The 25,130-nt window shown below is 64.2% G+C and carries 24 protein-coding genes and 1 other RNA gene; 4 read left to right on the plus strand and 21 right to left on the minus strand.

The genetic code is table 11. The features are described 5' to 3' along the window. Positions 1–84: 84 nt before the first annotated feature. From hisS to ndk, 5 genes are all read right to left on the minus strand, one after another. Positions 85–1,434: a histidine--tRNA ligase gene (gene hisS / locus AWB80_RS31570; protein WP_061178609.1), complete on the minus strand. Its 1,350-nt coding sequence runs from the start codon at positions 1,432–1,434 to the stop codon at positions 85–87. A 6-nt stretch (positions 1,435–1,440) separates the two neighbouring features. Beyond that, positions 1,441–2,769 carry a flavodoxin-dependent (E)-4-hydroxy-3-methylbut-2-enyl-diphosphate synthase gene (gene ispG, locus AWB80_RS31575; RefSeq protein WP_061178610.1) on the minus strand — a complete coding sequence of 443 codons (1,329 nt, stop codon included), beginning with the start codon at positions 2,767–2,769 and terminating at the stop codon, positions 1,441–1,443. A 135-nt stretch (positions 2,770–2,904) separates the two neighbouring features. Then, a complete protein-coding gene (locus AWB80_RS31580; RefSeq protein WP_061178611.1) occupies positions 2,905–4,017 on the minus strand; it encodes a helix-turn-helix domain-containing protein in 1,113 nt (370 codons plus the stop codon). A 161-nt stretch (positions 4,018–4,178) separates the two neighbouring features. After that, positions 4,179–5,321, minus strand: a complete 1,143-nt coding sequence (gene rlmN / locus AWB80_RS31585; RefSeq protein WP_061178666.1) for a dual-specificity RNA methyltransferase RlmN — start codon at positions 5,319–5,321, stop codon at positions 4,179–4,181. A 153-nt stretch (positions 5,322–5,474) separates the two neighbouring features. Then, positions 5,475–5,900, minus strand: a complete 426-nt coding sequence (gene ndk / locus AWB80_RS31590) for a nucleoside-diphosphate kinase (protein ID WP_061178612.1) — start codon at positions 5,898–5,900, stop codon at positions 5,475–5,477. Positions 5,901–6,235: 335 nt separating this feature from the next. On the opposite strand from ndk, the gene AWB80_RS31595 reads away from it, so the two are divergent. Continuing rightward, entirely contained in the window at positions 6,236–6,934 is a 699-nt protein-coding gene (locus AWB80_RS31595; protein WP_061178613.1) for a Bax inhibitor-1/YccA family protein, read from the plus strand. Positions 6,935–7,016: 82 nt separating this feature from the next. Here AWB80_RS31595 and rlmD read toward each other — a convergent pair whose 3' ends face one another. From rlmD to surE, 6 genes are all read right to left on the minus strand, one after another. Continuing rightward, positions 7,017–8,342 (minus strand): 23S rRNA (uracil(1939)-C(5))-methyltransferase RlmD, encoded by a 1,326-nt coding sequence (rlmD, locus tag AWB80_RS31600; protein WP_279628679.1) that lies wholly within the window; start codon positions 8,340–8,342, stop codon positions 7,017–7,019. Positions 8,343–8,490: 148 nt separating this feature from the next. After that, entirely contained in the window at positions 8,491–9,267 is a 777-nt protein-coding gene (locus tag AWB80_RS31605; protein ID WP_061178615.1) for a 3'-5' exonuclease, read from the minus strand. A gap of 48 nt (positions 9,268–9,315) precedes the next feature. Further along, positions 9,316–10,413, minus strand: coding sequence for an RNA polymerase sigma factor RpoS (gene rpoS / locus AWB80_RS31610; protein WP_061178616.1), 1,098 nt, complete (start codon positions 10,411–10,413; stop codon positions 9,316–9,318). Positions 10,414–10,425: 12 nt separating this feature from the next. Continuing rightward, the gene (locus AWB80_RS31615) at positions 10,426–11,379 is read right to left on the minus strand and encodes a peptidoglycan DD-metalloendopeptidase family protein (protein ID WP_061178617.1); all 954 of its coding nucleotides are present in this window, start codon (positions 11,377–11,379) and stop codon (positions 10,426–10,428) included. A 4-nt stretch (positions 11,380–11,383) separates the two neighbouring features. After that, positions 11,384–12,478, minus strand: coding sequence for a protein-L-isoaspartate(D-aspartate) O-methyltransferase (locus AWB80_RS31620; RefSeq protein ID WP_425266902.1), 1,095 nt, complete (start codon positions 12,476–12,478; stop codon positions 11,384–11,386). Beyond that, positions 12,448–13,206 carry a 5'/3'-nucleotidase SurE gene (surE, locus tag AWB80_RS31625; protein ID WP_061178667.1) on the minus strand — a complete coding sequence of 253 codons (759 nt, stop codon included), beginning with the start codon at positions 13,204–13,206 and terminating at the stop codon, positions 12,448–12,450. Before surE ends, AWB80_RS31620 begins: the two co-directional genes overlap by 31 nt. Positions 13,207–13,309: 103 nt before the next feature. On the opposite strand from surE, the gene AWB80_RS31630 reads away from it, so the two are divergent. Continuing rightward, positions 13,310–14,284: an NADPH:quinone oxidoreductase family protein gene (locus tag AWB80_RS31630; protein ID WP_061178619.1), complete on the plus strand. Its 975-nt coding sequence runs from the start codon at positions 13,310–13,312 to the stop codon at positions 14,282–14,284. 48 nt (positions 14,285–14,332) lie between these two features. After that, the gene (locus AWB80_RS31635; RefSeq protein WP_061178620.1) at positions 14,333–15,319 is read left to right on the plus strand and encodes a glycosyltransferase; all 987 of its coding nucleotides are present in this window, start codon (positions 14,333–14,335) and stop codon (positions 15,317–15,319) included. Between the two features lie 10 nt (positions 15,320–15,329). Here the strand turns inward: AWB80_RS31635 and AWB80_RS31640 are convergent, their stop codons facing one another. From AWB80_RS31640 to ffs, 10 genes are all read right to left on the minus strand, one after another. Further along, positions 15,330–16,304 (minus strand): glycosyltransferase family 9 protein, encoded by a 975-nt coding sequence (locus AWB80_RS31640; RefSeq protein ID WP_061178621.1) that lies wholly within the window; start codon positions 16,302–16,304, stop codon positions 15,330–15,332. Positions 16,305–16,539: 235 nt separating this feature from the next. Then, entirely contained in the window at positions 16,540–17,364 is an 825-nt protein-coding gene (locus AWB80_RS31645; protein WP_061178622.1) for an ABC transporter permease, read from the minus strand. A 13-nt stretch (positions 17,365–17,377) separates the two neighbouring features. After that, positions 17,378–18,205, minus strand: a complete 828-nt coding sequence (locus AWB80_RS31650; protein WP_061178623.1) for an ABC transporter ATP-binding protein — start codon at positions 18,203–18,205, stop codon at positions 17,378–17,380. A 3-nt stretch (positions 18,206–18,208) separates the two neighbouring features. Beyond that, positions 18,209–19,246, minus strand: coding sequence for an ABC transporter substrate-binding protein (locus tag AWB80_RS31655; RefSeq protein WP_061178624.1), 1,038 nt, complete (start codon positions 19,244–19,246; stop codon positions 18,209–18,211). 50 nt (positions 19,247–19,296) lie between these two features. Beyond that, positions 19,297–20,502 (minus strand): CaiB/BaiF CoA transferase family protein, encoded by a 1,206-nt coding sequence (locus tag AWB80_RS31660; protein WP_061178625.1) that lies wholly within the window; start codon positions 20,500–20,502, stop codon positions 19,297–19,299. A gap of 30 nt (positions 20,503–20,532) precedes the next feature. After that, positions 20,533–20,757: a DUF1653 domain-containing protein gene (locus AWB80_RS31665; RefSeq protein WP_061178626.1), complete on the minus strand. Its 225-nt coding sequence runs from the start codon at positions 20,755–20,757 to the stop codon at positions 20,533–20,535. 13 nt (positions 20,758–20,770) lie between these two features. Further along, entirely contained in the window at positions 20,771–21,367 is a 597-nt protein-coding gene (gene recR, locus AWB80_RS31670) for a recombination mediator RecR (RefSeq protein ID WP_061178627.1), read from the minus strand. A gap of 40 nt (positions 21,368–21,407) precedes the next feature. Then, on the minus strand, positions 21,408–21,734 hold the full coding sequence (locus tag AWB80_RS31675; RefSeq protein WP_061178628.1) for a YbaB/EbfC family nucleoid-associated protein: 327 nt from the start codon (positions 21,732–21,734) through the stop codon (positions 21,408–21,410). A gap of 105 nt (positions 21,735–21,839) precedes the next feature. Next, a complete protein-coding gene (locus AWB80_RS31680; protein WP_061178629.1) occupies positions 21,840–24,101 on the minus strand; it encodes a DNA polymerase III subunit gamma/tau in 2,262 nt (753 codons plus the stop codon). Between the two features lie 164 nt (positions 24,102–24,265). Beyond that, an RNA gene (gene ffs, locus AWB80_RS31685) (signal recognition particle sRNA small type) lies at positions 24,266–24,364 on the minus strand. 343 nt (positions 24,365–24,707) lie between these two features. Between ffs and trxA the strand changes: the two genes are divergently transcribed. Next, a complete protein-coding gene (gene trxA, locus AWB80_RS31690) occupies positions 24,708–25,034 on the plus strand; it encodes a thioredoxin TrxA (protein WP_008349330.1) in 327 nt (108 codons plus the stop codon). Positions 25,035–25,130: the final 96 nt, after the last annotated feature.

The following is a 25,130-nucleotide window of genomic DNA, read 5'->3' on the forward strand; positions in this document are numbered from 1 at the left end:
TGCGTTTCAAATTCCTCAACGAGCGGCGCGCGCGAAGCGGATTCGTTCCGAACCCGCCGATGCGCGCGGTCAGGCGCCTGAATTTCAGGCACCCTCGTCATCGGCGGTTGCAACCATCGCATTGATTAGGTATTCGGTCAAGTCTTCCGCCGGAACGTTCACCTGCTCGTTCTTTTGCCCGTCGGACATTTCGTTGCCCGAACGGCGCAGCGGTTTGACGCCGATCATGCCTTGCGCGAGTTCGTCCTCGCCGAGCACGACCGCGAAGGCCGCGCCGCTCGCGTCGGCCTTCTTCATCTGCGACTTGAAGCTCGAGATCGCACCGTCCGGGCTGCAATGCAGGATGACGTCGAGACCGGTATCGCGCAGACGCTCGGCGACGATGAACGCCTGCTCCGCCGCCTGTTCGCCCTGATGCACCACGTAGACATCCGTGCCTTCCGCTTCGGGCACGAGCTGCTCTTCCTTCAGCAATTCGAGGATGCGCTCGACGCCCATCGCCCAGCCGCACGCGGCCGTCGGCTTGCCGCCGAGCTGCTCGATCAGCGGATCATAGCGACCGCCGCCCGCGACCGTGCCTTGCGCGCCGAGCTTTTCGGTGACCCACTCGAACACGGTGAGGTTGTAGTAGTCGAGACCGCGCACGAGACGCGGATTGATGGTGAACGGAATATTGTTCGCCTTGAGCAGGCGCTGCACGCCGTCGAAGTGCTTGCGCGACGCATCGCCCAGAAAATCGACGAGCTTCGGCGCGTTCTGCGCGATCTCCTGCATGGCCGGATTCTTCGTGTCGAGCACGCGCAGCGGGTTCGTATAGAGACGGCGCTTCGCTTCTTCATCGAGCGAATCGACGTGCTTCTCCAGATACGCGATCAGTTCCTTGCGATGCGCCGCGCGCTCCTCGGCCTGCCCGAGCGAATTCAGTTCGAGGCGAATGCCGGTGAGCCCGAGATCGTCCCAGAGACGCTGGCACATCATGATGATTTCGGCGTCGGTATCCGGGCCCGTGAAGCCGAGCGCTTCCACGCCGACCTGATGAAACTGCCGGTAACGCCCGCGCTGCGGACGCTCGTGACGGAACATCGGGCCGACGTACCACAGGCGCTTCGGGCCGTCGTACAGCAGGTTGTGCTCGATGGTCGCGCGCACCACCGCCGCGGTATTCTCCGGGCGCATCGTCAGATGCTCGCCGTTCAGAGAATCCGTGAAGCTGTACATCTCTTTCTCGACGATATCGGTCACTTCGCCGATTCCGCGCGTGAACAACTGCGTATGCTCGACGATAGGCGTGCGGATGTTCTGATATCCGTACGCGCGCAGCATCGACTTGACGGTGGTTTCGAAGAAATCCCACAACGCGGCATCCTGCGGGAGGATGTCGTTCATGCCCTTTACGCCGCTCAGTTTTTCGAGCCGTTTCTTCTGTTCAGTCATCTGTCTTCAAAGGGTTGCGGTAGACGTTTCTTCACGCTTGCCTGCTTCCTGCCCGTAGGTGCGCTCGACATAGTCGCTGACGATTTGCTGGAATTCCTCGGCGATGCGCTCGCCGCGCAGCGTCTTCACCTTGACGCCGTCGATGAACACGGGCGCCGCCGGATTCTCGCCCGAACCCGGCAAACTGATGCCGATGTTCGCGTGCTTCGATTCGCCCGGCCCGTTGACGATGCAGCCCATCACCGCGACATGCATCTTCTCGACTCCGGGGAAACGGTCACGCCACGTGGGCATCGAGTTGCGCAGGTACGACTGGATTTGCGAGGCGAGTTCCTGGAACAGCGTACTGGTGGTGCGGCCGCAGCCAGGGCACGCGATGACCATCGGCGTAAACGAACGCAGGCCCATCGTCTGGAGGATTTCCTGGCCGACGATCACTTCGCCCGTGCGCGCGCCGCCCGGCTCGGGCGTGAGCGAGATGCGGATCGTGTCGCCGATGCCTTCCTGCAGCAGCACCGACAGCGCCGCCGTCGAGGCGACGATACCCTTCGAACCCATGCCCGCTTCGGTCAATCCGAGGTGCAGCGCGAAGCTGCAACGCTTCGCGAGTTCGCGGTACACGGCGATGAGATCCTGCACGCCGCTGACCTTGCACGACAGGATGATCTTGTCGCGCCCGAGGCCCAGTTCGACCGCACGCTCCGCCGAGCCGATCGCCGACTGGATCAGCGCCTCGTACATCACGCTTTGCAGCTCCCACGGCGTCGAGCGCGCGGCATTTTCGTCCATCATGCGCGCGAGCAGGTCCTGATCGAGACTGCCCCAGTTCACGCCGATTCGCACCGGCTTGTCATATTTGATCGCGGCTTCGATCATCTGCGCGAACTGCGTATCGCGCTTCGCGCCCTGCCCGACGTTGCCCGGATTGATGCGGTACTTCGAGAGCGTCTCGGCGCACGCGGGATAGTCGCGCAGCAGCAGATGGCCGTTGTAATGAAAGTCGCCGACGAGCGGCACCGTGACGCCCATGCGATCGAGCTGCTCGCGTACATGCGGCACGGCGGCGGCCGCTTCCGGCGTGTTCACGGTGATGCGCACGAGTTCGGAGCCGGCCTGCGCGAGTTCCTTGATCTGGATCGCCGTGCCGATCGCGTCGGCGGTGTCGGTGTTGGTCATCGACTGCACGCGCACCGGCGCGTCGCCGCCGATCGTGACGAGCTGGCCGCCCCAGCGCACATCGACCGCATGCGATGCGCGACGCGCCAATGACCCGCCGAAGACCGGTTCGGTCGAACAAATCTTGCTGCTAATCAGAGATTGAGCTTCGGATTGCATCGAAAAACCCTTTGGCAACCGTCGCGCCGTTCAGGCAGCGAGTTGCGTGTGTTTAATCTCAAACGGGCGTCACGGCCTGCACCGTGACGCCCCTGACTGATCGGTCGCGCGTTTTGCTCAGACGACCTCGCGCGCTCAAGGCAGCGAGAGGCGCGCGACGTTTCCGCGTGCGGATGAATAGCGCTTGGCGTCGACCGGTTCGTCGTCGACCGACAGGGATTCGACACCCTTCACGTTGCCGACGGTCACCTTGAACGGCGCCTCGCCTTCCACGCGCTGCGTATTGCCGGCGCGCACGAGGCCGGAAAACAGCTCCTTGCCATCCTTGCCGCGCACGCTGAACCAGCTATCTTCCTTCACTTTCAATTCGACTGCGCCAGAGCCGCTGCCTGCGACCGCCGGAGCGGACGCCGCGGCGCCAGCCACGGCCGGCGTCGCCTTCGTCGCCGACGCGGGCGCCGGTGCGTTCGCGCCCTGCACCGCGGACAGCGTCGAAGACGAAGCCGGCAGCGCGTTCGTGCCGAGTGGACGCGGCATCGGCTGCTCGCCGGGCGCGGCCGCTACTTCGGGCAGCGACGCTTCGCCCGTGTTCGCCGCGGCGGCCTCGTCGGGCGTCGGAGCGGACGACGTGGCGACCGGCTCGTTCGACGTCGATGTCGGCATTGACGAAAGGCCAACGCCCGTGCTCGCCTTCAGGCGCGCGAGCCAGTTGCTCGAATCGCCGCCGGTGTGCCACATCACGAGCGCCGCCAGCACGACGATGATCGCGAGCACGCCCCACATCCACGAACGCCGGCGACCCGACGACTTGCCGAGCGGCACCGACACGCGTCCGCGCGGCAGACCCGCGCCCGCCGATGCCGGCACTTTCAGATTCTGCTCGATGTCGCCGCCATCGCGCCGGAACGCCTGCGTAAAGGGTGCCGGATCGGCGCCGAGAATTTTCGCGTAACTGCGCACGATGCCCGCGGCAAACGTGCGATCGGGCAGATGACTGATATCGCCGGATTCGAGCGCGAGCAGCTTCGACGGCGACACCTTGAGGCGCGCCGAAACATCGTCGATCGACCATGCCTTCGCCTGACGGAGCTGCGCGAGACGCGCGCCGACCGCCTGTATCGAGTCCAGGGGCCCCGCCTGACTCGGATTGGACGCCGCCCCTTCCGCACCGGTCTGACCGTCGTGCTGACTGCCGGGCCGGTTGCCGGTTTGACCGCCGAAAGGCGTCGGGTGCTGCGGCTCACTCATGCCAAATTCCTCGCATCGATTCTTCTATATAGCGCTATTGCTACGTTCGGTTCGAAAAAACCACGTGAACGATACAACCCCGGCGCCATTGCAGACCGCTTTATAACAAAATGTTCGGCTTTTCGTGCCGCGTGCTGGCGTTTTGCCACGCCTTTCAGACGTCAGACCGCGCGCACCTCGATTGTCTTGCCGCCCGTCCGGCTCATGCGCTCGGCGAGACGCGTGCGATCCTGCACCGCGCCCGCGAGCTGGCCACAGGCAGCGTCGATGTCGTCGCCGCGCGTCTTGCGCACCGTAGTCACGACGCCCGCGTCCATCAGAACCTGCGCGAAACGCTTGATCTGCTCGTTCTTCGAACGCGTCAGGCCCGATTCCGGGAACGGATTGAACGGGATGAGGTTGAACTTGCACGGCACGTCGCGCGTGACGGCGAGCAGTTCGCGCGCGTGCGCTTCGGTGTCGTTCACGCCGTCGAGCATGCAATATTCGAACGTGATGAAGTCGCGCGGCGCAACCTTCAGGTAGCGCTGGCACGCGGCCATCAGTTCGCGCAACGGATACTTCTTGTTGAGCGGCACCAGCATGTCGCGCAGCGGATCGTTCGGCGCATGCAGCGACACCGCGAGCGCGACCGGCAAGTCCGCCGCCAGACGGTCCATCATCGGCACGACGCCGGAGGTGGACAGCGTCACGCGCCGGCGCGACAGGCCGTAGGCGTTGTCGTCGAGCATCAGGCGCATGGCCGGCACGACGGCGTCGTAATTGAGCATCGGCTCGCCCATGCCCATCATCACGACGTTCGTGACTACGCGCTCGCCCTTGCCGGGGCCGCCGACTTCACGCCCGAGCGACCGGCGCAGCGCGAACTCCGCCATGCGCAACTGACCGATGATCTCGCCCGTGGTCAGGTTGCGGGAAAAGCCCTGCTTGCCGGTGGAACAGAACCGGCAGTTCACCGCGCACCCCGCCTGCGACGACACGCACAGCGTGCCGCGCGTTTCTTCGGGGATGAACACGGTTTCGACCGCGTTGCCGTTGCCGACGTCGATCAGCCACTTGCGCGTGCCGTCGGTGGAAACGTGGTCCTGAATGATGTCGGGCATCGCCATGTTGGCGCGCCCCTTGAGTTTTTCGCGCAGCGATTTCGCGAGGTCCGTCATGCCGTCGAAGTCGTCGGCACCGTATTGATGGATCCAGCGCTGCAATTGCTTGGCGCGAAACGGCTTTTCGCCCAGGCTGGCGCAATATGCGGTGAGCCCGGCGGCGTCGAGATCGAGAAGATTGACGGTGGTGCTGCTCGTCATGTCGAATTCTGCCATTTCAGATTTGCGAAGCCCGGAAGCTGTCTTCCGGGACCGTTCGCGCCATTTCCTGCTTCTGTTCGTACCGCTTTTTCTTGCGTCGAGGCGCGATGCGCGCGACGATCATGCGGACCGTCGCGCTGTACAACGCGGAAATTAACGCGAGTAGACGTTGACTTCCGGGAAGAAGAAAGAAACTTCCTGCTTTGCGGTTTCCGGAGCGTCCGAACCGTGCACGGCGTTGGCGTCGATGCTGTCTGCGAAGTCGGCGCGGATCGTGCCCTTGTCCGCCTTCTTCGGATCGGTCGCGCCCATCAGGTCGCGGTGTTTGGCGATCGCGTTCTCACCTTCCAGCACCTGAATCACGACCGGGCCGGAAATCATGAATTCCACGAGATCCTTGAAGAACGGGCGTGCAGCGTGCACGGCGTAGAACTTTTCCGCGTCGCCGCGCGACAGATGAACCATGCGCGACGCAATGATCTTGAGACCTGCGTTCTCGAAACGGCTGTAGATCTGGCCGATAACGTTTTTTGCCACTGCGTCCGGCTTGATAATCGACAGGGTGCGCTCGATCGCCATGAAAAACTCCAAATAATGAACGGTTTACGGATTAAAACGAATCGACAATTGTAGCACGAAGCAAGGTATCATTGCGATTGAAACCTTACGGTACCGTAAGGATCAAACACAGCGAGGACTTAAACGCTGGAACGCCCGGATCAAGCTTTCGAACTATTGAATTCGGCGCGCGCCGGGGTCATATTGGAGCCGTACGCTGCGTTGCAACCTGGCGCACCATGCCGCGGATGCACCAGAACGGTCCTAATACTGGTTTAAGTCCGGCAACCTATCATTCGCGTGTGACGGGCGTAGCGGGAAGACCAAACCACAGACAATTGGAGCAAGGAGAAACCATGAACGAATCACCCTACGGCTTTGGCCGGAATGGCAGCGTCACCTCGGTGGAGGTGCGCAACCGCGTGCTGCGCAACACCTACTGGCTGCTCGCGCTCTCGATGGTGCCGACGGTGCTCGGCGCGTGGGTCGGCGTCGCGACGGGCTTCTCGCTGTTCGCCGCCACCAGCCCGGCGATGAGCTTCATCGCGTTTCTCGCCATCGCGTTCGGCTTCATGTTCGCGATCGAGAAGACCAAGGACAGCGGCATGGGGGTCGTGGTCCTGCTCGGCTTCACGTTCTTCATGGGCCTGATGCTGTCGCGTCTGCTGAGCTTCATCCTCGGCTTCTCGAACGGTCCGCAGCTCATCATGATGGCCTTCGGCGGCACGGGCGTGATTTTCGCCGCGATGGCGACCATCGCCACCGTCAGCAAGCGCGATTTTTCGGGCCTGGGCAAGTTCCTGTTCATGGGCGTGATCGTCATTCTGCTGGCGGCGTTCGCGAACATCTTCCTGCAACTGCCCGCGCTGATGATGACGATCTCCGTGCTCGCCATCGTGATCTTCTCGGCGTACATGTTGTTCGACGTGCAGCGCGTGGTGAACGGCGGTGAAACGAACTACATCAGCGCGACGCTCGCGATCTACCTCGATCTGTACAACGTGTTCACGAACCTGCTGGCGCTGCTGGGCATTTTTGGCGGCAACCGCAACTGATCGGCGGTTCGTTTCCAGAAACGAAAAACCGGCCTTCGGGCCGGTTTTTTTGTGCCTGCGGTCTTCGTACGAAGCGCGCCGGTCAGTCACGCTCGAACAATGCGATCGACTCGACGTGCGACGTGTGCGGAAACATGTTCACCACGCCCGCGCCCTTCATCCGATAGCCGGCTTCATGCACCAGCAGGCCCGCGTCGCGTGCAAGCGTCGCCGGATTGCACGACACGTAGACGATGCGCTCCGGCAACGGACCGTCGCCGCTCTGCGCGATGTCCGCGAGCGCCTTCGCCACCGCGAGCGCGCCTTCGCGCGGCGGATCGACCAGAAACTTGTCGAACGCGCCGAGCGCACGAAGGTCGTCGGCGGTGACTTCGAACAGGTTGCGGCATGCGAACGACGTATGCCCGTCGACGCCATTGGCCTTCGCGTTCTCCAGCGCACGCGCGGTCAGCGCCTCGCTGCCCTCGATGCCCACCACTTCGCGCGACACCCGCGCGAGCGGCAGCGTGAAGTTGCCGATGCCGCAGAACAGATCGAGAACGCGGTCGGACTTTTCCGGCGCGAGCAGGCTGAGCGCCCGGCTCACCAGCACGCGATTGATCTGGTGATTCACCTGCGTGAAATCGGTCGGCTTGAACGGCATGCGGATATCGAATTCCGGCAGCGTGTAAGCCAGCTCCTGATCGAGCGGATAGAACGGATAGACCGTATCCGGGCCCTTCGGCTGGAGCCAGAACTGCACGCCGTGCTCGTCGGCGAAGGTGCGGATCAACGCTTCGTCGGCTTCTGTCAGCGGCTCCAGAATGCGCAGCACGAGCGCGGTGACCTCGGTGCCGAGCGCGAGTTCGATCTGCGGCATGCGATCGCGGATCGAAAGCCCGGCCACCAGATGACGCAGCGGCACGAGCATCGCGGAAACATGCGGCGGCAGCACTTCGCAGCTCGTCATGTCAGCGACATAGCTGCTCTTGCGCTCGTGGAAGCCCACCAGCACGCCGCCCTTCTTTTCGACATGTCGCACCGTGAGGCGCGCGCGATAGCGGTATCCCCACGACGGACCGTGAATCGGCCGGAACATGGTTTCCGCGCGCAGCTTCGACAGATGCTGCAGGTTGTCCTCGAGCACGCGCTGCTTCACCGCGATCTGCGCGCGCACGTCGAGGTGCTGCATCGAACAGCCGCCGCAGGTGCCGAAAAACTGACACTTCGGCTTCGTGCGCAGCACGCTCTCGCGCAACACGTTCACCACTTGCGCCTGCTCGAAACTCGGCTTCTTGCGAAAACTCGAATAGCTCACGCGTTCGCCCGGCAGCGCGCCTTCGACGAAGATCACCTTGCCCGGTTCGCCGTCCTCGTTGACCAGCCGGCCGACGCCGCGCGCTTCCATATCGAGCGACTCGATTTCGATTTCCGGAGCGACGAAGTTCGGATCGGGCGTGACGGATTTGGCCGGCGCGGCGCGGCGGCGATGGGGAGTTTTTCGGGCAGCTTCAGACACCTGCGTACTTCCTGGCTAACGAATGGCAAAGGCGAGATTGTAGACGAACGTCACCGCGTCAACTGCCGAACGCGGCCAGATACTCGGCCCAGTGCGGCGACGATTCCTGCGCGAGCGCGTTCTTCACGAAATTGATTTCGTCGGCGTATTCGTCGGGCGTGAAGCCGCCGCGCATCATCTGAAACCGGCAGTACATGAGGTAAGTATTCACCACATCGGTTTCGCAATAGTTGCGAATTTCGTCGATCTGACCGTCGCAATAGGCGTCCCACACCTTGCCGCCGTCCATGCCGAGCTTGCCGGGAAAGCCGCACAGCTTCGCGAGCGCATCGAGCGGCGCGTTGGCGCGCGCCTGATACATCGCGAGCACGTCCATCAGGTCGATGTGCCGCATGTGATAGCGGCCGATGTAGTTGTTGAACTTGAATTCGCGGTCGTCCTGGCCGAGGTCCCAGTAGCGCGGCGCGGCGATGCCGTGCACCAGCGCGCGGTAATGCAGCACGGGCAGATCGAAGCCGCCGCCATTCCACGAGACGAGCTGCGGCGTGTACTTTTCGATCACGCGATAGAACGACTGGATGAGCGCCGCTTCGCCGTCGGCGGTCGTGCCGAGCGAGCGCACGCGAAAGCCGCTGTTGTCGCGAAATACGCAGGAAATCGCCGCGACGCGTTGCAGATGATGCGGCAGAAAATCATTGCCGACGCGCTCGCGGCGTGCTTCGAACGCATGTTCGGCCACCTCGCGATCGGAGAGATCGTCGGGCAGATCTTCGAGACGGCGAATGCCGTCGACATCGGGGATGGTCTCGATGTCGAAAACGAGAATCGGTGTCATTGAATCCTGAAACGCGACGCCCCGTTTTTGAAGGGCGTCGCCAAAGCGTTAGAGCACGGCGTCCTTGCGAACGCCGTTGGAGGCGAAAAAGCGCTTGAGCCGCACGAGCGCCTCTTGCTGGATCTGGCGCACGCGTTCGCGCGTGAGGCCCATTTCATCGGCGAGTTCTTCGAGCGTGGCGGGTTCGATATGGTTCAGCCCGAAACGCCGTTCGATCACGTGCCGGTGTTTATCGGACAGGCGCGACAGCCACAGGCGCGTGAGCGATTCCAGTTCGCGATGCTGCACTTCCGCGTCGGGCGACTGGCTCTGATCGTCCGAAAGCAGATCGAGCAGGCTGCTGCCTGGATCGAGATCGAGCGGCGCGTCGAGCGAAGCCGTGTGCTCGTTGAGGGCGAGGATATCGGTGACTTCCTCGGGCGTCTTGCCGGTGAGATACGCGATATCGTCGATGCTCGCATCGCGGCGCTCGGGCGCGACGCTGTCAGCCGAATTGGCGGAATTTTTTTCCAGATGCCGCTTCGCGCGCAACACCTGATTGAGCTCGCGAATCACGTGCACCGGCAGACGCACGGTGCGCGCCTGATTCATGATCGCGCGTTCGATGCTCTGGCGGATCCACCACGTGGCGTAAGTCGAAAAACGAAAGCCGCGCGTCGGGTCGAATTTCTCGATGGCGTGCATGAGGCCGAGGTTGCCTTCCTCGATCAGATCGAGCAATGGCACGCCGCGATTCAGATACCCCTTCGCGATACTGACGACGAGCCGCAGATTGCGCTCGATCATCACCTGCCGCGCCTCGAATTCGCCCGCCTTCGCGAGCCGCGAATAGCGCTGCTCTTCCTCCACCGTCAGCAACGGCTTCACGCTGATGCGGTTGAGGTAATGCTGAATGGTGTCGGCCGTGAGTTCGGCCTGCAGGAGCGAACGAAAATCGTCGGCGTCCGGCTGGGGCTCGCTCGCGCCTTCGCTCGCTTCGTCGCTGCCCTTGCCGCGGCTCGAACCTTCTTCCTCGGAGTCGACATCGACATCGACGTTATCGATGTCGTCGTCATGAGTCGAAGCACCGTCTTCCACCGACACTTGCAAAGGTCGGCTGATCGTCTCAGTCTCGGCTTGCGGCAGGCGGCGCTTCGTTTTTGGCATGATGGTTTCGCTTTATTGCGGCGGCAAATACTTAAGTGGGTCAACAGGTTTTCCCTGCCGGCGAACTTCGAAATGCAACATCACGCGGTCCGAATCGCTGTTCCCCATCTCAGCGATCTTCTGCCCTTTAGTTACCGCGTCTCCTTCTTTTACCATCAAAGCGCGGTTATGTGCGTACGCAGTGAGAAAAGTCGCGTCATGTTTGATGATAATGAGATTGCCGTAGCCGCGCAGCCCATTTCCGGAATAAACGACCCGGCCATCCGCCGACGCATTGACCGCGTCTCCCGCCGCACCGCCAATATTCAAACCCTTGTTCTTCGCGTCGTCGAACGTGCCGAGAATCGGCCCGCGCGCCGGCCAGATGAACGCCGGCTGGCCCGAGGGCGCCGTCGCGTTCGCGTCCGCGCCAGGCGCAGCCGGCACGCCCGGCGTCGACGCCGCGCCCGGGGTTCCGGGCGCGGCGCCCATGCCCGAATTCGGACCGTAGTACGGCGGCTGCGCGGCCGCGCCCGCTTGCGGCGTGGCGTACGCGTTCGCGCCATTGAGCGGCTGCGTCTGCACGCCGCCGCCGATGATCGGCGCGGTCGCCACACCAGGAGTAGCCGCGGCGAGATTCGCGCCCGGAGGCGCCACACGCATCAACTGCCCGACTTCGATCTGGTTCGGGTTGGTCAGGTTATTCCACGTTGCGATGTCGTGATAATTCTGACCGTTTTCCAGTGCGATCCGATATAGGGTGTCGCCCGGTTTTACACGGTAATAGCCTGGCGGCGGCGGACCGTTGTCAGGCGTCTGGGCCGCCGTCGTGCCGATGGGCGCGCCCGTTCTGTCGACGACCGGCGCCATGTCCATGCGCGTCGAACACGCCGCCAGCGCGGACAACGCCAGCACGCACACGCCGCGCTGCGCCGCGCTCAGGCGTTGGTCCGCACTTCCTTCTCGCAAAGCACGCAGGATACTCATCGGGTCAAATCACTCCGGATTTTAAAGGTACAAAAAAGACGCGATCGAGCTGCTCTTCCCGCCACTGTGACGCCGACACGCGCGTGACGAGCGTCAGCACCTGCGACTGCGCGGCCTGCGATCCGACCGGCGCGACGAGCTTGCCGCCCACCGCCAGTTGATCGAGCAAGGCCTGCGGCACGTCGAGGCCCGCGCAGGCGATCACGATGGCGTCGAACGGCGCAGCCGCGGACAGGCCCAGGCGGCCGTCGCCGTAATGCAGCCGGATATTCGGCACGCGCAGCGGCCGAAGGTTGAGCTTGGCGCGCTCCGACAGCGGACGCACGCGCTCGATCGAATAAACCTCTGTGGCGACTTGAGACAGCACGGCCGCCTGATAGCCGCAGCCCGTGCCGATCTCCAGCACCTTGTTCAACGCGCGCCCCGTCGCGACCAGCTCGATCATGCGCGCGACGACGGACGGCTTCGAGATGGTCTGGTGATGACCGATCGGCAGCGCGGCGTCTTCGTAAGCCTGCGCGGCGAGCCCCGGATCGACGAACATGTGGCGCGGCACGACCGACATCGCGTTCAGCACGCGCGGATCGGTGATGCCGTTCGAGCGCAGCCGTTCGACCATGCGCTCGCGCACCCGTTCCGACGTGAGCGTCTGCGTGCTCGCGAGCGCGACGTTGGGCGCACCTTTGCGGGTCACGGTCGCGGAGGGAGCCGGGTCGCGCTCGGCCGGTCGCGGCGTGGCGCGCAATGCGCTCACGCGCGGCGCGTGAGACGCATGATTCTTGCTCGCGGACGGAACCGGTTTCGCCGTGCCAATCGTCGACTTCGTTTCGGAACGCGCGGGAAAAACGGACGTGGCCGGCTTCGCGGATGCCGCCGCAGTGGCGGGATTCTTCATCGGCGCATTCGGTGCGCGTGATGGAGACGCCTTGGCCGGTTGCATCGGCGTCGACTTGAGCGCTGAAACGGCGGCCGGTTTGCCGCGCGGATCCTGCGCGCGCGTCGCGGGCTTGCGTGGCTCGCGAACCAGATCCGCGAGCGCCAGCGGAAAGCGCTTGGCGCGCTCCTCGCTCATGTGCGACCGCTCCCGGCACGGGCCCATTCGCGCGTCTCGGCCATGAGCTTCGTATGAGTCAGGTCGAGTTGCAGCGGCGTGATCGAGACGAAACCGTTCGCGACCGCGTGGAAATCGGTGCCTTCGCTGGCATCGAGCGCGTCGCCGGACGGGCCGATCCAATAAATCGGATTGCCGCGCGGATCGCTCTGGCGGATCACCGGCTGCGAAGGATGACGCTTGCCGAGGCGCGTCACTTTCCATTCGCGCAGTTGATCGTAAGGCAGGCTCGGGATGTTCACGTTCAGCAGCGGATGGCCCGGCATCGGATGTTCGAGGAAATGCGCGACGATCTCCGCGGCGACCCGCGCGGCGTCTTCGAGATGGAGCCAGTCGCGGCCGACGAGCGAGAACGCGATCGCCGGAATGCCGAACATGAAGCCTTCGGTGGCCGCCGCGACCGTGCCCGAATACAGCGTGTCCTCGCCGACGTTCTGCCCGTTGTTGATGCCCGACACGACGAGATCCGGCTGCTGCTCGAGCATGCCGGTGAGCGCGATATGCACGGAATCGGTCGGCGTGCCGTTCACGAAATTGAAACCGTTCGGCGCCTGATGCACGCTCAGCGGCCGCGACAGCGTAAGCGAGTTGGAGGAGCCGCTGCAGTTCTGCTCCGGCGCCATCACGGTCACTTCGCCGAGCGGCTGCAGGACCTCGTGCAGCACATTGATGCCGCGCGCCAGATAACCGTCGTCGTTGCTGAGTAGGATTCGCATCCGATGATTGTAACCGAGGAACATGGCGCGACGACCACTCGCAGGCTCGCTCGCGACGTCGTCCCTGCCCTACACTGAGGCCACTTTTCCAAGAGGAGACGCCATGCGCGCCGTACGCTGCAACGAACACGGATTGCCCGACACCCTTTCCATCGAAACGCTGCCCGACCTGCTTCCGGAAGCGGGCGAAGTCGTCATCGACGTGAAAGCGGCGAGCGTCAATTTCCCCGACGTGCTGATCATCCAGAACAAGTACCAGTTCAAGCCGCCGCTGCCGTTCACGCCGGGCGCGGAGTTCGCGGGCATCGTGCGCGAAGTGGGCGCGGGCGTTACGCGCCTGTCGCCGGGCATGCGCGTGGCCGCCTACACCGCGCAGGGCGCGTTCGCCGAACAGGCGCGCGCGAAAGAAGCGGATTGCATAGCGCTGCCCGATGACGTCGATCTCGCCGACGCCGCCGCGTTCACGCTCGCGTACGGCACCTCGTACCACGCGCTGGTCGATCGCGGCGCGCTGCGGGCCGGCGACACCCTGCTCGTGCTGGGCGCGGCGGGCGGCGTCGGCGTCGCGGCGATCCAGATCGGCAAGATCGTCGGCGCGCGCGTGATCGCAGCGGCATCGAGCGCGGAGAAGCTCGCGTTCTGCCGCGCGCATGGCGCCGACGAGGTCATCGACTATGCGACGGAAGATTTGCGCGAACGCATCAAGGCGCTGACCGGTGGCAACGGGCCGGATGTCATTTTCGATCCCGTCGGCGGCGCGTATGCCGAACCCGCGTTTCGCAGCATCGGCTGGCGCGGGCGGTATCTGGTCGTCGGCTTCGCGAATGGAGAGATTCCGAAGCTGCCGCTCAACCTCGCGTTGCTGAAAGGCGCGAGCATCGTCGGCGTGTTCTGGGGTGGTCACATGCAGCGCGAGCACGGACTCGCCGATCAGGAGTTCGCGACGATGGTCGACTGGATCAAGGCCGGCAAGCTGCGCCCGGTCGTCACGAAACGCTATTCGCTCGATGAGACGCCGCAAGCCCTCGACGACATGATGAAGCGCCGCGTGACCGGCAAGATCGTGATCGAGCCGTGATGTGCGGCCTGCTATCATCGCGCGCTTTCGAAAAGCTTCAATTCAGACATGACGAGCACCCGTCCCGACGTCAGCGTCATCGTGCCGGTCTACGACTGCGAGCCGTGGCTTGAAGCGCAACTCCGCTCCGTGCTGGATCAGGAAGGCGTCGAACTCGAAGTCATTGCGATCTGTGACGGCGCGACGGACGGCAGTCTCGCCGTGCTCGAATCGATCGCGGCGCGCGATGCGCGCGTGCGTGTGGTGAAGCAGGAAAATCGTGGTGTATCGGCGGCGCGCAATGTCGGACTGACGCTCGCGCGCGGCGAATGGATCGTGTTCGCCGATGGCGACGACTGGATGAAGCCCGGCGCGTTGCGCAGCTGGATCGGCCACGGCCGCGAGCAGGGTCTCGATGTCGTCATCGGAAATGGCTTCGGCTTCGATGCGCTGCCGCCTGCCGTCGACCCGCAGCCGATGTACGCGGGGCAGCCGTGGGGCGAAATCTGCAGCGGCACGACGTGGCTCGAACGGACCGTGCCGGGCGACGACTGGGTCGTTTGCGTGTGGCTGCAATGCGTGAGACGCGAGTTCGTCGAAAAGCACAGCCTTCGTTTCGAGCCGGACGTCGTGCACGAGGACATCATCTGGTCGCTGCAACTGGCGCTGCGCGTACAGCGTGTCGGTTTCGTGCGCGAACCGTTCTACGGATATCGACGCAATCCGCTATCGATCACGAACGCGCCGTCGCCGGCCGCCGTTGCGCGCCGCGCCGCGGGTTATCTGCGCGTCATCGACGCGCTCGTGGCAGCCGCGCTCGATCCGCGGACCGATCGGCATCTGAGCCGCATTCTGTTGCGCCAGGCGAATCGTGAGGGTGGCCATCTTCTGCATCTGCTTCGAAAGCGCCTGCACGACGACGCACTGCGCAAGTCGGTCGCGCGTCAATTCCTGCGGTCCGGTCATTTCCGCGCCATGTTGAAAGGCGCGACCAACGCGAGCGAAGTGTGGCGCGCGCTTCGTTGCTGGCGCATCTACACACGCTTCGCGATGTAACCGCGACGGATTACAAACGCCGCGATTGCGCGCCGGGCACCATGCCGATGCGCGCCGCCTGCGTTGCGTTCGCGTCACCGAAACCGGCGGGCGCGTATCGATGCGCCGTGCGCGCATGCGTGCAATGCAGCGCCTGAAAAGCGGCCATCACACGCCGTACGGAAAGCAGGCGCTGCCATAACCGCTCCTTGAGCCCGCCGAACGGCAACACCGAAGGCGGCAACACGATCGCGCCCGGACCCCAACCCGGACGCCAGGAACGCGCGAGGCCCCGGCGCATGAAAAGCGAGAGCGTCGGCACGCCGATGCACGACGCGAGATGCCCGAGCCCGGAATCGTTGCCGATGAACCAGGACGACTCGGCGATCCACGTCGCGACTTCATTCAGACGCGGCAGCGCGTTGACTTCGCAGCCGTGCTCGGCGATATCCCCCCAGACGCCGAATTCGTCGGGCGCGACGAGAAAGCTCGGCTGCAACTGACGACGCGTGAGCACGCGCGACAGCGCGAGAAATTTTTTGCGCCCCCACATCTTCTCGGGATGACTGCCAGTTGGATGAATGACGACCCGATCGGCGAACCGCCCTTGCATGACGCCCGCCGGCACGACGAGCCCGTTCGCGCGCGTCACGTCGCGCAGGCCCAGCACCTTCGTCGCGATCTCGACGATACGATCCACCATGTGCTTCGAGCCGCCATACTCCGGCAGCGTCGCGACGCAGAGCGTCTTGCCCGAACGGCTCAGCGTCGAAGCGTAGCTGGTCGGCCGCAGTTCGATCACGGTGTCGAACGCACCGCGCCATGCGTCCGGTTGCCCGACGGCCATATGCGGAAACCAGTCGGCGAGCTGCTCCGCCACCCAGCCGAACACGACGGGCCTGTAACCGTTGCGGATGAGATTGTTGACGAGGACGAGCCCGATGAGGCTGTCGCCGATCGGCGATGGCAACACCACCGCTATCGAAGTGTCGGTACTCAGTTTCATTGTTGTTCTCGCGGGATCGCGCGGATGAACGCCGCGCCGATCCCGCGCGTGAGCGCCCAAATACAGAGTGTTGCCTGGTGTGCGTTACAGATTCATGTGCGCCCGGCGCTGATTCACCTCAAAGCACCTCGAGTCCGCCTCGACCCGACGCGCGGCGCCGTGTCAAGATAACCGATATGTCGGGTCAGGGTTGACATGTTTTGTCACATGCGCGCAGGCACGTGAAGGCGTTCCATCAGAGCTTTTCTGTTTCTCCGCTCTTCGGCTGCCACTTCATGAGCCGCCGCTCGACCAGCGCGACGAGCCCGTCGAGCACGAGCGCGAACGCCGTAAGCACGAGAATGCCGGCGAACACCGTGTTGATGTCGAAAGTGCCTTCGGCCTGCAGGATCAGATAGCCGACGCCGCGCGCCGAGCCGAGATATTCACCGACCACCGAGCCCACGAACGCCAGCCCGACCGACGTATGCAGGCTGGAAAACACCCAGCTCGTCGCGCTCGGCAGATAGACGTGCCGCAACAGTTGCCGGCGATTCGCGCCGAGCATGCGCGCGTTGGCCAGCACGACCGGGCTCACTTCCTTCACGCCCTGATAGACGTTGAAGAACACGATGAAAAACACGAGTGTCACGCCGAGCGCGACCTTCGACCAGATGCCGAGCCCGAACCACACCGCGAAGATCGGCGCGAGGATCACGCGCGGCATCGAGTTGGCGGCCTTGATGTACGGATCGAGCAGCGCGCTCATCGTCGGCGCGAGGGCGAGCCACAGACCGACCCCGAGTCCGAACACGGTGCCGATCACGAACGCCAGCACCGTTTCGATCAGCGTCACCCACAGGTGGATATAGATCTCGCCGCCGGTGAACCACTCCCAGATTCGCACGAGCACCTTCTGTGGCTCGCCGAAGAAGAACGCGGCCTTGTTGGCGTCGTCGAAATAGAAAGGCGGCAGGAGCGTCGGGCTCGTCAGCGCGTACCACAGCGCGAAACACACGAGCAGCAACAGCCATTGCCACACGATGAGATTCGCCCGATTCGGGCGCAGCTTGTTCCACATGGTCGGTCTTGTCTCAGTCGGCGGCGGGCTTCAGTTGCTGCTGATAGCCCTTCAATACTTCCTCGCGCAACACGCCCCAGATTTGCGCGTGCAATTCGACGAAGCGCGGATGCGAGCGGATTTCGGCGACATCGCGCGGGCGCGGCAGATCGATCACGAACTCGCCGATCGGATGCGTGCCCGGCCCCGCCGACAGCACGATCACGCGATCGGACATCGAGATCGCTTCGTCCAGATCGTGCGTGATGAAGAGCACGGCCTTGCGCTTCGCCGCCCACAGATCGAGCAGTTCGTTCTCCATCAGTTGACGGGTCTGGATATCCAGCGCGGAGAACGGCTCGTCCATCAGGATGATGTCGGGATCGAGGATGAGCGTCTGCGCCATCGCGACGCGCTTTCTCATGCCGCCCGAAAGCTGATGCGGATAACGGTCGCCGAAGCCGCCGAGTCCCACGCGCTTGAGCCATTCCTCGCCGCGCGCGTCGGCTTCGGCCTTCGGCACGCCGCGAAACGCGAGGCCGGCGCTCACGTTGTCGAGCGCGGAGCGCCACGGCATCAGGCCATCGGCCTGGAACATGTAACCCGCGCGCCGGTTGATGCCAAGAAGCGGGTCGCCGAAGACGCTCACCGTGCCCGACGAAGGCTCGAGCAGTCCCGCCGATACGTTGAGCAGCGTGGACTTGCCGCAGCCCGTCGGCCCGACCACGGAAACGAATTCGCCGGGCGCGATCGCGAGACTCGTATCGCGCACCGCGGTGTAGCGATCGCTGCGACGCTCACGCGAGGCGAACGTGCAGGTGACGTCTTCCAGCGCGAGCGCGGGTATCGAAGGCGCGCTCATCGGTCAGACCTTGACGGTGGCAAGCGCCTTCTTCACGAAGTCGTTGGTCCAGGTCTTCGACAGGTCGATCGGCTTGCCCTTCACGGTTTCGTCGAAGGCCTGCAAGGTCTTGAGCGAGGTCGTGGGACCGTCGGCGGGCATCAGGCCGTCCGGCGACAGTGCTTCCTTCACGTGCTGCCACGAATCGAGATAGAGCGCGCGGTCGCCGAGCAGATAGCCTTCCGGCACCGTCGAAATCAAGTCCTTGCCCGATGCCGTTTGCAGCCACTTGAGCGCGCGCACCATCGCGTTGGTGAGCGCCTGCGTCGTGCTGGGATTCTTCGTGATGAAGCTCTGCGATGCATACAGGCAACCGGCCGGCATGTTGCCGCCGAACACCTTGACGGTATCCGCGAGCGTGCGCGTGTCGGAGACGATACGGATATCGCCCGCACGGTCGAGCTTGGTCATCACAGGATCGAGATTGGCGATCGCGTCGATCTGGCCGGACTGCAGCGCGGCGATCGCGCCCGCGCCCGCACCCACGCCGATGAACGACACATCGCTCGCCTTCAACCCTGCCTGCGCGAGCACGAAGCTCGCCATGATCGACGTCGACGAACCCGGCGCCGTCACGCCGATCTTCTTGCCCTTCAGGTCCGCGACCGACTTGTAGTTCGGCATGGTCTTCTTCGAGACTGCAAGCACGATCTGCGGCGCGCGCCCCTGCAACACGAATTCGCGGAAATACTGGCTCTTCGCCTGCAGCAGCAGCGTGTGCTCGAACGCGCCGGACACCACGTCCGCGCTTCCGCCAACCGCCGCCTGCAAGGCCTTCGCGCCGCCCGCGAAATCGGCGATCTCGACTTCGAGCCCTTCGTCCTTGAAATAATTGCGGCGCTCGGCAATCGTGAGCGGCAGATAGTAGAAGAGATTCTTGCCGCCGACCGCGATCGATACCTTCGCCTGCTCGGGCTTGCTCTGCGCGAATGCGAGCGGCATCGCCGACCAGGCACTGCCCGCGAGCACGGCGCCGCTCGCGATGAACGTTCTGCGTTTCATCGTCTCTTGTCTCCTGTTTTCATCGTTGTCAGCGCGCTTCAGCTGAAGGCTCAGATCACCTTCGCCGCCCGCAGCCGCGCAATGTCGTCGGCATCATACCCGAGCGTTTGAAGTACTTCATCCGTGTGTTCACCGAGTTGCGGACCGAGCCAGCGCGTTTCGCCGGGTGTTTCGGACAGTTTCGGCGTGACGTTCGGCAGCGTGATCTCGCGGCCGTCCTGCCAGGGAAAGCGTTGCAGCATCTGGCGCGCGATGTATTGCGGATCGGTGAACATGTCCGCGACGCTGTAGATGCGCCCGGCCGGCACGTCGGCGGCATTGAGCACCGCGAGCGCTTCGTCGATGCTGCGTGTCGCGAGCCACGCGGCGATGGCGTCGTCGATTTCCTGCGTGCGCGGCACGCGGCCGTCGTTCGACGCGAGCGCGGGATCGTCCGCGAGATCCGCGCGGTCGATCGCGTTCATCAGGCGCTTGAAGATGGGATCGCTGTTGCCGCCGATCACGATGCTGCCGTCGCGGCACGGATACGTGTTCGACGGCACGATGCCCGGCAGCGACGCGCCGGTGCGTTCGCGCACCATGCCGTACACGCCGTATTCCGGCACGACGCTTTCCATCATGTTGAAGACGGCTTCGTACAGCGCGACATCGACCACCTGCCCCTTGCCGCCGTTCACCTGCCGGTGATGCAGCGCCATCAGCGCGCCGATCACGCCGTGCAGCGCGGCGATCGAATCGCCGATCGAAATGCCGATGCGCGGCGGCGGCAGATCGGGATAGCCGGTGATGTGACGCAGCCCGCCCATCGACTCCGCGATCGCGCCGAAGCCCGGACGATCGCGATAAGGACCGGTCTGTCCGTAGCCCGACAGACGCACCATCACGAGGCCGGGATTGTCGGCGGACAGCACTTCATAGCCGAGCCCGAGTTTTTCGAGCAGCCCGGGCCGGAAATTCTCGACGACGATATCGGCTTCCTTTGCGAGCCGCCGCACGATCTCCTTGCCCTCGTCGGCCTTGAGATTCACCGTCACCGATTTCTTGTTGCGCGCCTGGACCGCCCACCACAGCGACGTGCCGCCCACTTCGGGATACAGCTTGCGCCACTTGCGCAACGGGTCGCCGCCGTTGGGGTCTTCGATCTTGATGACGTCAGCGCCGAATTCGCCCATGAAGCGCGCGGCGAACGGCCCAGCGATGAGCGTGCCGAGCTCCAGCACTTTTACGCCGGCGAGCGGTCCAGTCGATGCGCTCATGATTTCGTCTCCCTTATTTTTGTACGGACTTCAAAGCGGGATGTCGAGCGGCCTGAAACGCGGCGTGCCGTCGGCGAGTGTCTCGTTGAACATCGCGGCCGGGCGGACCCACAAGCCGCGCTCGTGCGGCCACAGATGCTCGTAGACGATCATCGCTTCCTCGGTTTCCGAGTGACGCGCGACACCGATCACGCGATACAGGCCACCCTTGTAATGACGATGCGTCGCGAGCGCGAGAGCTTCGGTTTCTGTCATCGATTCGATTCCTTCAGACGGAGCGGCGATCGAGCATGGCGCGCGCGATCGTGCCCGCATCGACATATTCCAGCTCGCCGCCGACGGGCACGCCCCGCGCGAGCCGCGTGACCTTCAGTCCCTTCGACTTGAGCGTCTGCGCGAGATAGTGCGCGGTCGCCTCGCCTTCGTTGGTGAAGTTCGTGGCGAGCACCACTTCCTGCACGACGCCGTCGAGCGCGCGGCCGATGAGCCGCTCGAAGTGGATTTCCTTCGGACCGATGCCGTCGAGCGGACTCAGTCGCCCCATCAGCACGAAATAGAGGCCGCGATACGTGAGCGTCTGCTCCAGCATGATCTGATCAGCAGGCGTTTCGACGACGCATAGCAAGGCCGGGTCGCGTTCCTCGTCGAGGCAGACTTCGCAGATGTCGGCTTCGGTGAAGGTGTTGCACTTCTCGCAGTGCTTCAGATGCTCGGTCGCAAACAGGAGCGATGCACCGAGTTTTTCGGCGCCCGCGCGATCGTGCTGCATCAGGTGATACGCCATGCGCTGCGCCGACTTCGGTCCGACGCCGGGCAGCGCGCGCAGCGCCTCGACCAGCGCCGACAGGGCGGAAGGTTGTTTCATGTGTCCTCATGACGCGCCGGATTCGCTCCGGCGCGCGCGATTAGAACGGCAGCTTGAAGCCCGGCGGCATCGGCATGCCGGCGGTCATGCCGCTCATTTTTTCCTGCGTGGTGGCCTCGGCCTTGCGCACGGCGTCGTTGAACGCGGCGGCGACGAGATCCTCCAGCATGTCCTTGTCGTCGGCGAGCAGGCTCGGGTCGATCTGCACGCGACGCACGTCGTTCTTGCAGGTCATCGTCACCTTCACGAGACCGGCGCCGGACTGGCCCTCGACCTCGATCTGCGCGAGTTGCTCCTGCGCCTTCTTCATGTTTTCCTGCATCTGCTGAGCCTGTTTCATCAGCCCGGCGAGTTGGTTCTTCATCATGGTTCGGCTCCTTGCTCGAAAACGTGTGGCCCGAGCGCGCGGCAGGTGCGCGCCCGACTTTCAGTGCGGATGCGCGGCGTCGGACAACGCGCCGCGCGCTTCAGTTCATGGCGGGTTCGCGCCCGACGACGCGGCGATCGGCTTGATCGAACCCTGCACGATGCTCGCGCCGAAATCGCGGATCAGCGATTGCACGAACGGATCCTGCTTGATCTCCTGCTCGGCTTCCTGTTGACGTCGCGCGCGGTCGGCGGCATCGAGCGCGGCGGCGGTGCGGCGCACCGGCGCGACATTGACGCTGACTTCGATCGCGCGGCCGAGTTTCTCGGTGAGCGCGGTTTTGAGTTTCGCGACGTGCGAGGCATCGGTGTACATCTGCACCGCGACCGCGAGCGTGACGGAATTCGCGTCGCAGGCGGTCAGTTCGCTGTTGAACGCGAGCTGATAGGCGACGCCCTTGAGCGGCAGATCGACCGCGAGCGCCGGCCATTCGACGCTCACGCCGAGCGCGTCGAGCGGCACGGCGGGCGGCAGCGGCGCCGTGTCGATGACCGGCGCGGGCTGCGCCGCGGGCTGCTTTGCCGGTTCCGCGCCGAAGCGCATGTCGTCGGGGCCGCTGTCGAAGGCGGGCACGAAGCCGTCGTCAGGCGGCATGAAATATTCGTCTTCCGATCCCGCCGGCGGATAGTCGTCGGCCGGCATGTCTTCCCAAGGCGGGACGACTTTCGATTGACCCGCCTTGCTGGCTGCCGGCTTCGGCTCGGGCGCAGCAGGCGTTGCCGGCGCGCGGCGCGGCGTCGGCGCCTGAACCTGGACGGCGGGTTGCGCGGCAGGCTTCGGCGCAGCCGGCGCGGCGCGCGCGCCGCGATCGGACGTAAGGCGCATGCCCGCGCTGCGCAGCACTTCGAGCGCCGCGCTTGCGCCGCTTGCGCCGCTTGCGCCGCTGGCCGCGCGCGACGCAGCGGCCTCGGGCTCCGCGACACGCGAAGCAACGGGCGCGGCTTCTTCGACGGCTTGACGCGCGGCGCTGGGCACCGGCGCAGGTTTCGCGGGAACCGGCTCGCTCGCCTCGATGGTCGGCGCGGGCTTCGCGCTTTCGACCACTGTTTCGACCGATGGCGTCTCCTTCGCCTTGACGACGACGGCTTCCACAGGAGGCGTCGGGGCTTTCGCCACCGGCGCGGGTGCGACCGCACGCTCGGCCAGTGCGCCCGCGAGCGCCGCGCTGCGCGCAGGCTTCGCACCCGATGGCGCGTTCACGGCCACGCCGCCGCCCGACCCGCTCGCCGGTTCGAACGCAAGCATGCGCAGCAGCGTCATCGTGAAGCCGGCGTATTCGTCGGGCGCGAGACCGAGTTCGCTGCGCCCGACCGTGGCGATCTGATAGAAAAGCTGAACCTGCTCGACGGAAAGTTCCTCGCCAAAGCGGCGGATATCCGCGGCTTCCGGCCACTCGTCCAGCACCGACGACGGCGCGAACTGCCCCCACGCGATGCGATGCAGCAGGCTCGCGAGATCCTGCAATGCCGTCGAGAACGAAAGGCTGCGCAGCGCCATTTCGTCGGCGATCGCGAGCACGAGCGCGCCATCGCCGGCGGCGAGTGCATCGACGAGGCGAATCAGATAGCTTTGATCGAGCGCGCCGAGCATGCCGCGCACGGCTTCCTCGGTGACCTGGTTGGCCGAATAGGCGATAGCCTGATCGGTGAGCGAGAGCGCGTCGCGCATGCTGCCGTCCGCCGCGCGCGACAGAAGACGCAGCGCCTGCAACTCGAACGCGATGCTCTCCTGCTGAAGAATGCTTTCCAGATGCGACACGATGTGCCCCGCCGGCATCTGCTTCAGATTGAACTGGAGGCAGCGCGAGAGCACGGTGACCGGGATCTTCTGCGGATCGGTGGTCGCGAGGATGAACTTCACATGCGGCGGCGGCTCTTCGAGCGTCTTCAACATCGCGTTGAAGGCGTGGTTCGTGAGCATGTGCACTTCGTCGATCATATAGACCTTGAAGCGCGCATCGACCGGTGCGTACACGGCGCGTTCGAGCAGCGCCGCCATTTCATCGACACCGCGATTGCTGGCCGCATCCATTTCGACGTAATCGACGAAACGGCCTTCATCGATTTCCCGGCACGCACGGCACACGCCGCACGGCTTCGACGTGACGCCGGTTTCGCAATTGAGCGCCTTCGCGAAGATGCGCGAGAGCGTGGTCTTGCCGACGCCGCGCGTGCCCGTGAACAGATAGGCATGGTGCAGGCGGCCGCCATCGAGCGCGTGCGTGAGCGCACGGACGACGTGCTCCTGGCCGACGAGCGACTCGAAAGATTTCGGCCGCCATTTGCGTGCGAGAACTTGATAGGTCATGCGCGAAATTGTATCAGCAACGCCCTCGCGCAAACGCCGCGCCGAAAGGCATCGAGCGCGCTGCGCGGCGGCCCGGGAGCGCACGAAACCAGCGCGATCGAATGGCGCGGGAAGGAGCGAATGACGTGGAAAAAAGAGAGAGGAACAGCAGAAGAAAAGCGGAAGGTGACGAGCCCGACCCTCGGCACTGGTGGAAAACGGCTGTGGCTGCTTCGTTCCCGACCTGACCAGGTTGACCGCGCCACCATGCGAGGAGGCCCGTCACGACGAATCATACCACGGGGACACACTCGGCCGAAAGGCGTCGGCGAATTACGCGAGCCGCCATAGCCCGCTCCGGGCCCTCTTGTGCTTCGTGTTTTCGCCCTCAGATCGTCCCTATCAGCACCCGGCAACGGATAGCAAAGTAGGCTAAGATGGCAAATGAATTGTGCGGAAGCGGTGCATCGTGCCCTTTCGCGGATCATTCGCCGCCGCTTGCGAGTCGTTTCGGCGCACGGCGTGCGGGCCGAATCCTGCCCGTTGGCGACGAAAAATTTTTTCAGTTTTGGTGTATCGTGGCGAGCATTCAAACGCGGGCCTCGAATCAATAGAGGTATTCAGACAATGAGCGAATCAATCAAGCACATCAGCGACGCTTCTTTCGAGCAGGATGTCGTCAAGTCGGATAAACCTGTCCTGCTCGATTTCTGGGCGGAATGGTGCGGTCCCTGCAAGATGATTGCCCCGATCCTCGACGAAGTCGCGAAGGATTACGGCGATCGCCTGCAGATCGCGAAGATCAACGTGGACGAGCATCAGTCGACTCCGGTGAAGTTCGGCGTGCGCGGCATTCCCACGCTGATTCTTTTCAAGAACGGCGCCGTGGCCGCGCAAAAGGTTGGCGCATTGTCCAAGTCGCAACTCACCGCGTTCCTCGACAGCAACCTGTAACGGCAGCATCGGCGGGCGTCGGCACGATCCGGACGCCCGCCTCACGCATTCGAAGCGCCGCTCCGACATACCGGCCAGGCGCATCCGATATGCAGC

The organism is Caballeronia pedi, assembly GCF_001544915.2.
Taxonomy (GTDB): domain Bacteria; phylum Pseudomonadota; class Gammaproteobacteria; order Burkholderiales; family Burkholderiaceae; genus Caballeronia; species Caballeronia pedi.

Excerpts from the sequence above, each read along its gene's own strand:
- hisS (WP_061178609.1), bottom strand. The coding sequence starts at position 1,434 with ATGACTGAACAGAAGAAACGGCTCGAAAAACTGAGCGGCGTAAAGGGC.
- ispG (WP_061178610.1), bottom strand. The coding sequence starts at position 2,769 with ATGCAATCCGAAGCTCAATCTCTGATTAGCAGCAAGATTTGTTCGACC.
- AWB80_RS31580 (WP_061178611.1), bottom strand. The coding sequence starts at position 4,017 with ATGAGTGAGCCGCAGCACCCGACGCCTTTCGGCGGTCAAACCGGCAAC.
- rlmN (WP_061178666.1), bottom strand. The coding sequence starts at position 5,321 with ATGACGAGCAGCACCACCGTCAATCTTCTCGATCTCGACGCCGCCGGG.
- ndk (WP_061178612.1), bottom strand. The coding sequence starts at position 5,900 with ATGGCGATCGAGCGCACCCTGTCGATTATCAAGCCGGACGCAGTGGCA.
- AWB80_RS31595 (WP_061178613.1), top strand. The coding sequence starts at position 6,236 with ATGAACGAATCACCCTACGGCTTTGGCCGGAATGGCAGCGTCACCTCG.
- AWB80_RS31605 (WP_061178615.1), bottom strand. The coding sequence starts at position 9,267 with ATGACACCGATTCTCGTTTTCGACATCGAGACCATCCCCGATGTCGAC.
- rpoS (WP_061178616.1), bottom strand. The coding sequence starts at position 10,413 with ATGCCAAAAACGAAGCGCCGCCTGCCGCAAGCCGAGACTGAGACGATC.
- AWB80_RS31615 (WP_061178617.1), bottom strand. The coding sequence starts at position 11,379 with ATGAGTATCCTGCGTGCTTTGCGAGAAGGAAGTGCGGACCAACGCCTG.
- AWB80_RS31620 (WP_425266902.1), bottom strand. The coding sequence starts at position 12,478 with ATGGGCCCGTGCCGGGAGCGGTCGCACATGAGCGAGGAGCGCGCCAAG.
- surE (WP_061178667.1), bottom strand. The coding sequence starts at position 13,206 with ATGCGAATCCTACTCAGCAACGACGACGGTTATCTGGCGCGCGGCATC.
- AWB80_RS31630 (WP_061178619.1), top strand. The coding sequence starts at position 13,310 with ATGCGCGCCGTACGCTGCAACGAACACGGATTGCCCGACACCCTTTCC.
- AWB80_RS31635 (WP_061178620.1), top strand. The coding sequence starts at position 14,333 with ATGACGAGCACCCGTCCCGACGTCAGCGTCATCGTGCCGGTCTACGAC.
- AWB80_RS31640 (WP_061178621.1), bottom strand. The coding sequence starts at position 16,304 with ATGAAACTGAGTACCGACACTTCGATAGCGGTGGTGTTGCCATCGCCG.
- AWB80_RS31645 (WP_061178622.1), bottom strand. The coding sequence starts at position 17,364 with ATGTGGAACAAGCTGCGCCCGAATCGGGCGAATCTCATCGTGTGGCAA.
- AWB80_RS31650 (WP_061178623.1), bottom strand. The coding sequence starts at position 18,205 with ATGAGCGCGCCTTCGATACCCGCGCTCGCGCTGGAAGACGTCACCTGC.
- AWB80_RS31655 (WP_061178624.1), bottom strand. The coding sequence starts at position 19,246 with ATGAAACGCAGAACGTTCATCGCGAGCGGCGCCGTGCTCGCGGGCAGT.
- AWB80_RS31660 (WP_061178625.1), bottom strand. The coding sequence starts at position 20,502 with ATGAGCGCATCGACTGGACCGCTCGCCGGCGTAAAAGTGCTGGAGCTC.
- AWB80_RS31665 (WP_061178626.1), bottom strand. The coding sequence starts at position 20,757 with ATGACAGAAACCGAAGCTCTCGCGCTCGCGACGCATCGTCATTACAAG.
- recR (WP_061178627.1), bottom strand. The coding sequence starts at position 21,367 with ATGAAACAACCTTCCGCCCTGTCGGCGCTGGTCGAGGCGCTGCGCGCG.
- AWB80_RS31675 (WP_061178628.1), bottom strand. The coding sequence starts at position 21,734 with ATGATGAAGAACCAACTCGCCGGGCTGATGAAACAGGCTCAGCAGATG.
- AWB80_RS31680 (WP_061178629.1), bottom strand. The coding sequence starts at position 24,101 with ATGACCTATCAAGTTCTCGCACGCAAATGGCGGCCGAAATCTTTCGAG.
- trxA (WP_008349330.1), top strand. The coding sequence starts at position 24,708 with ATGAGCGAATCAATCAAGCACATCAGCGACGCTTCTTTCGAGCAGGAT.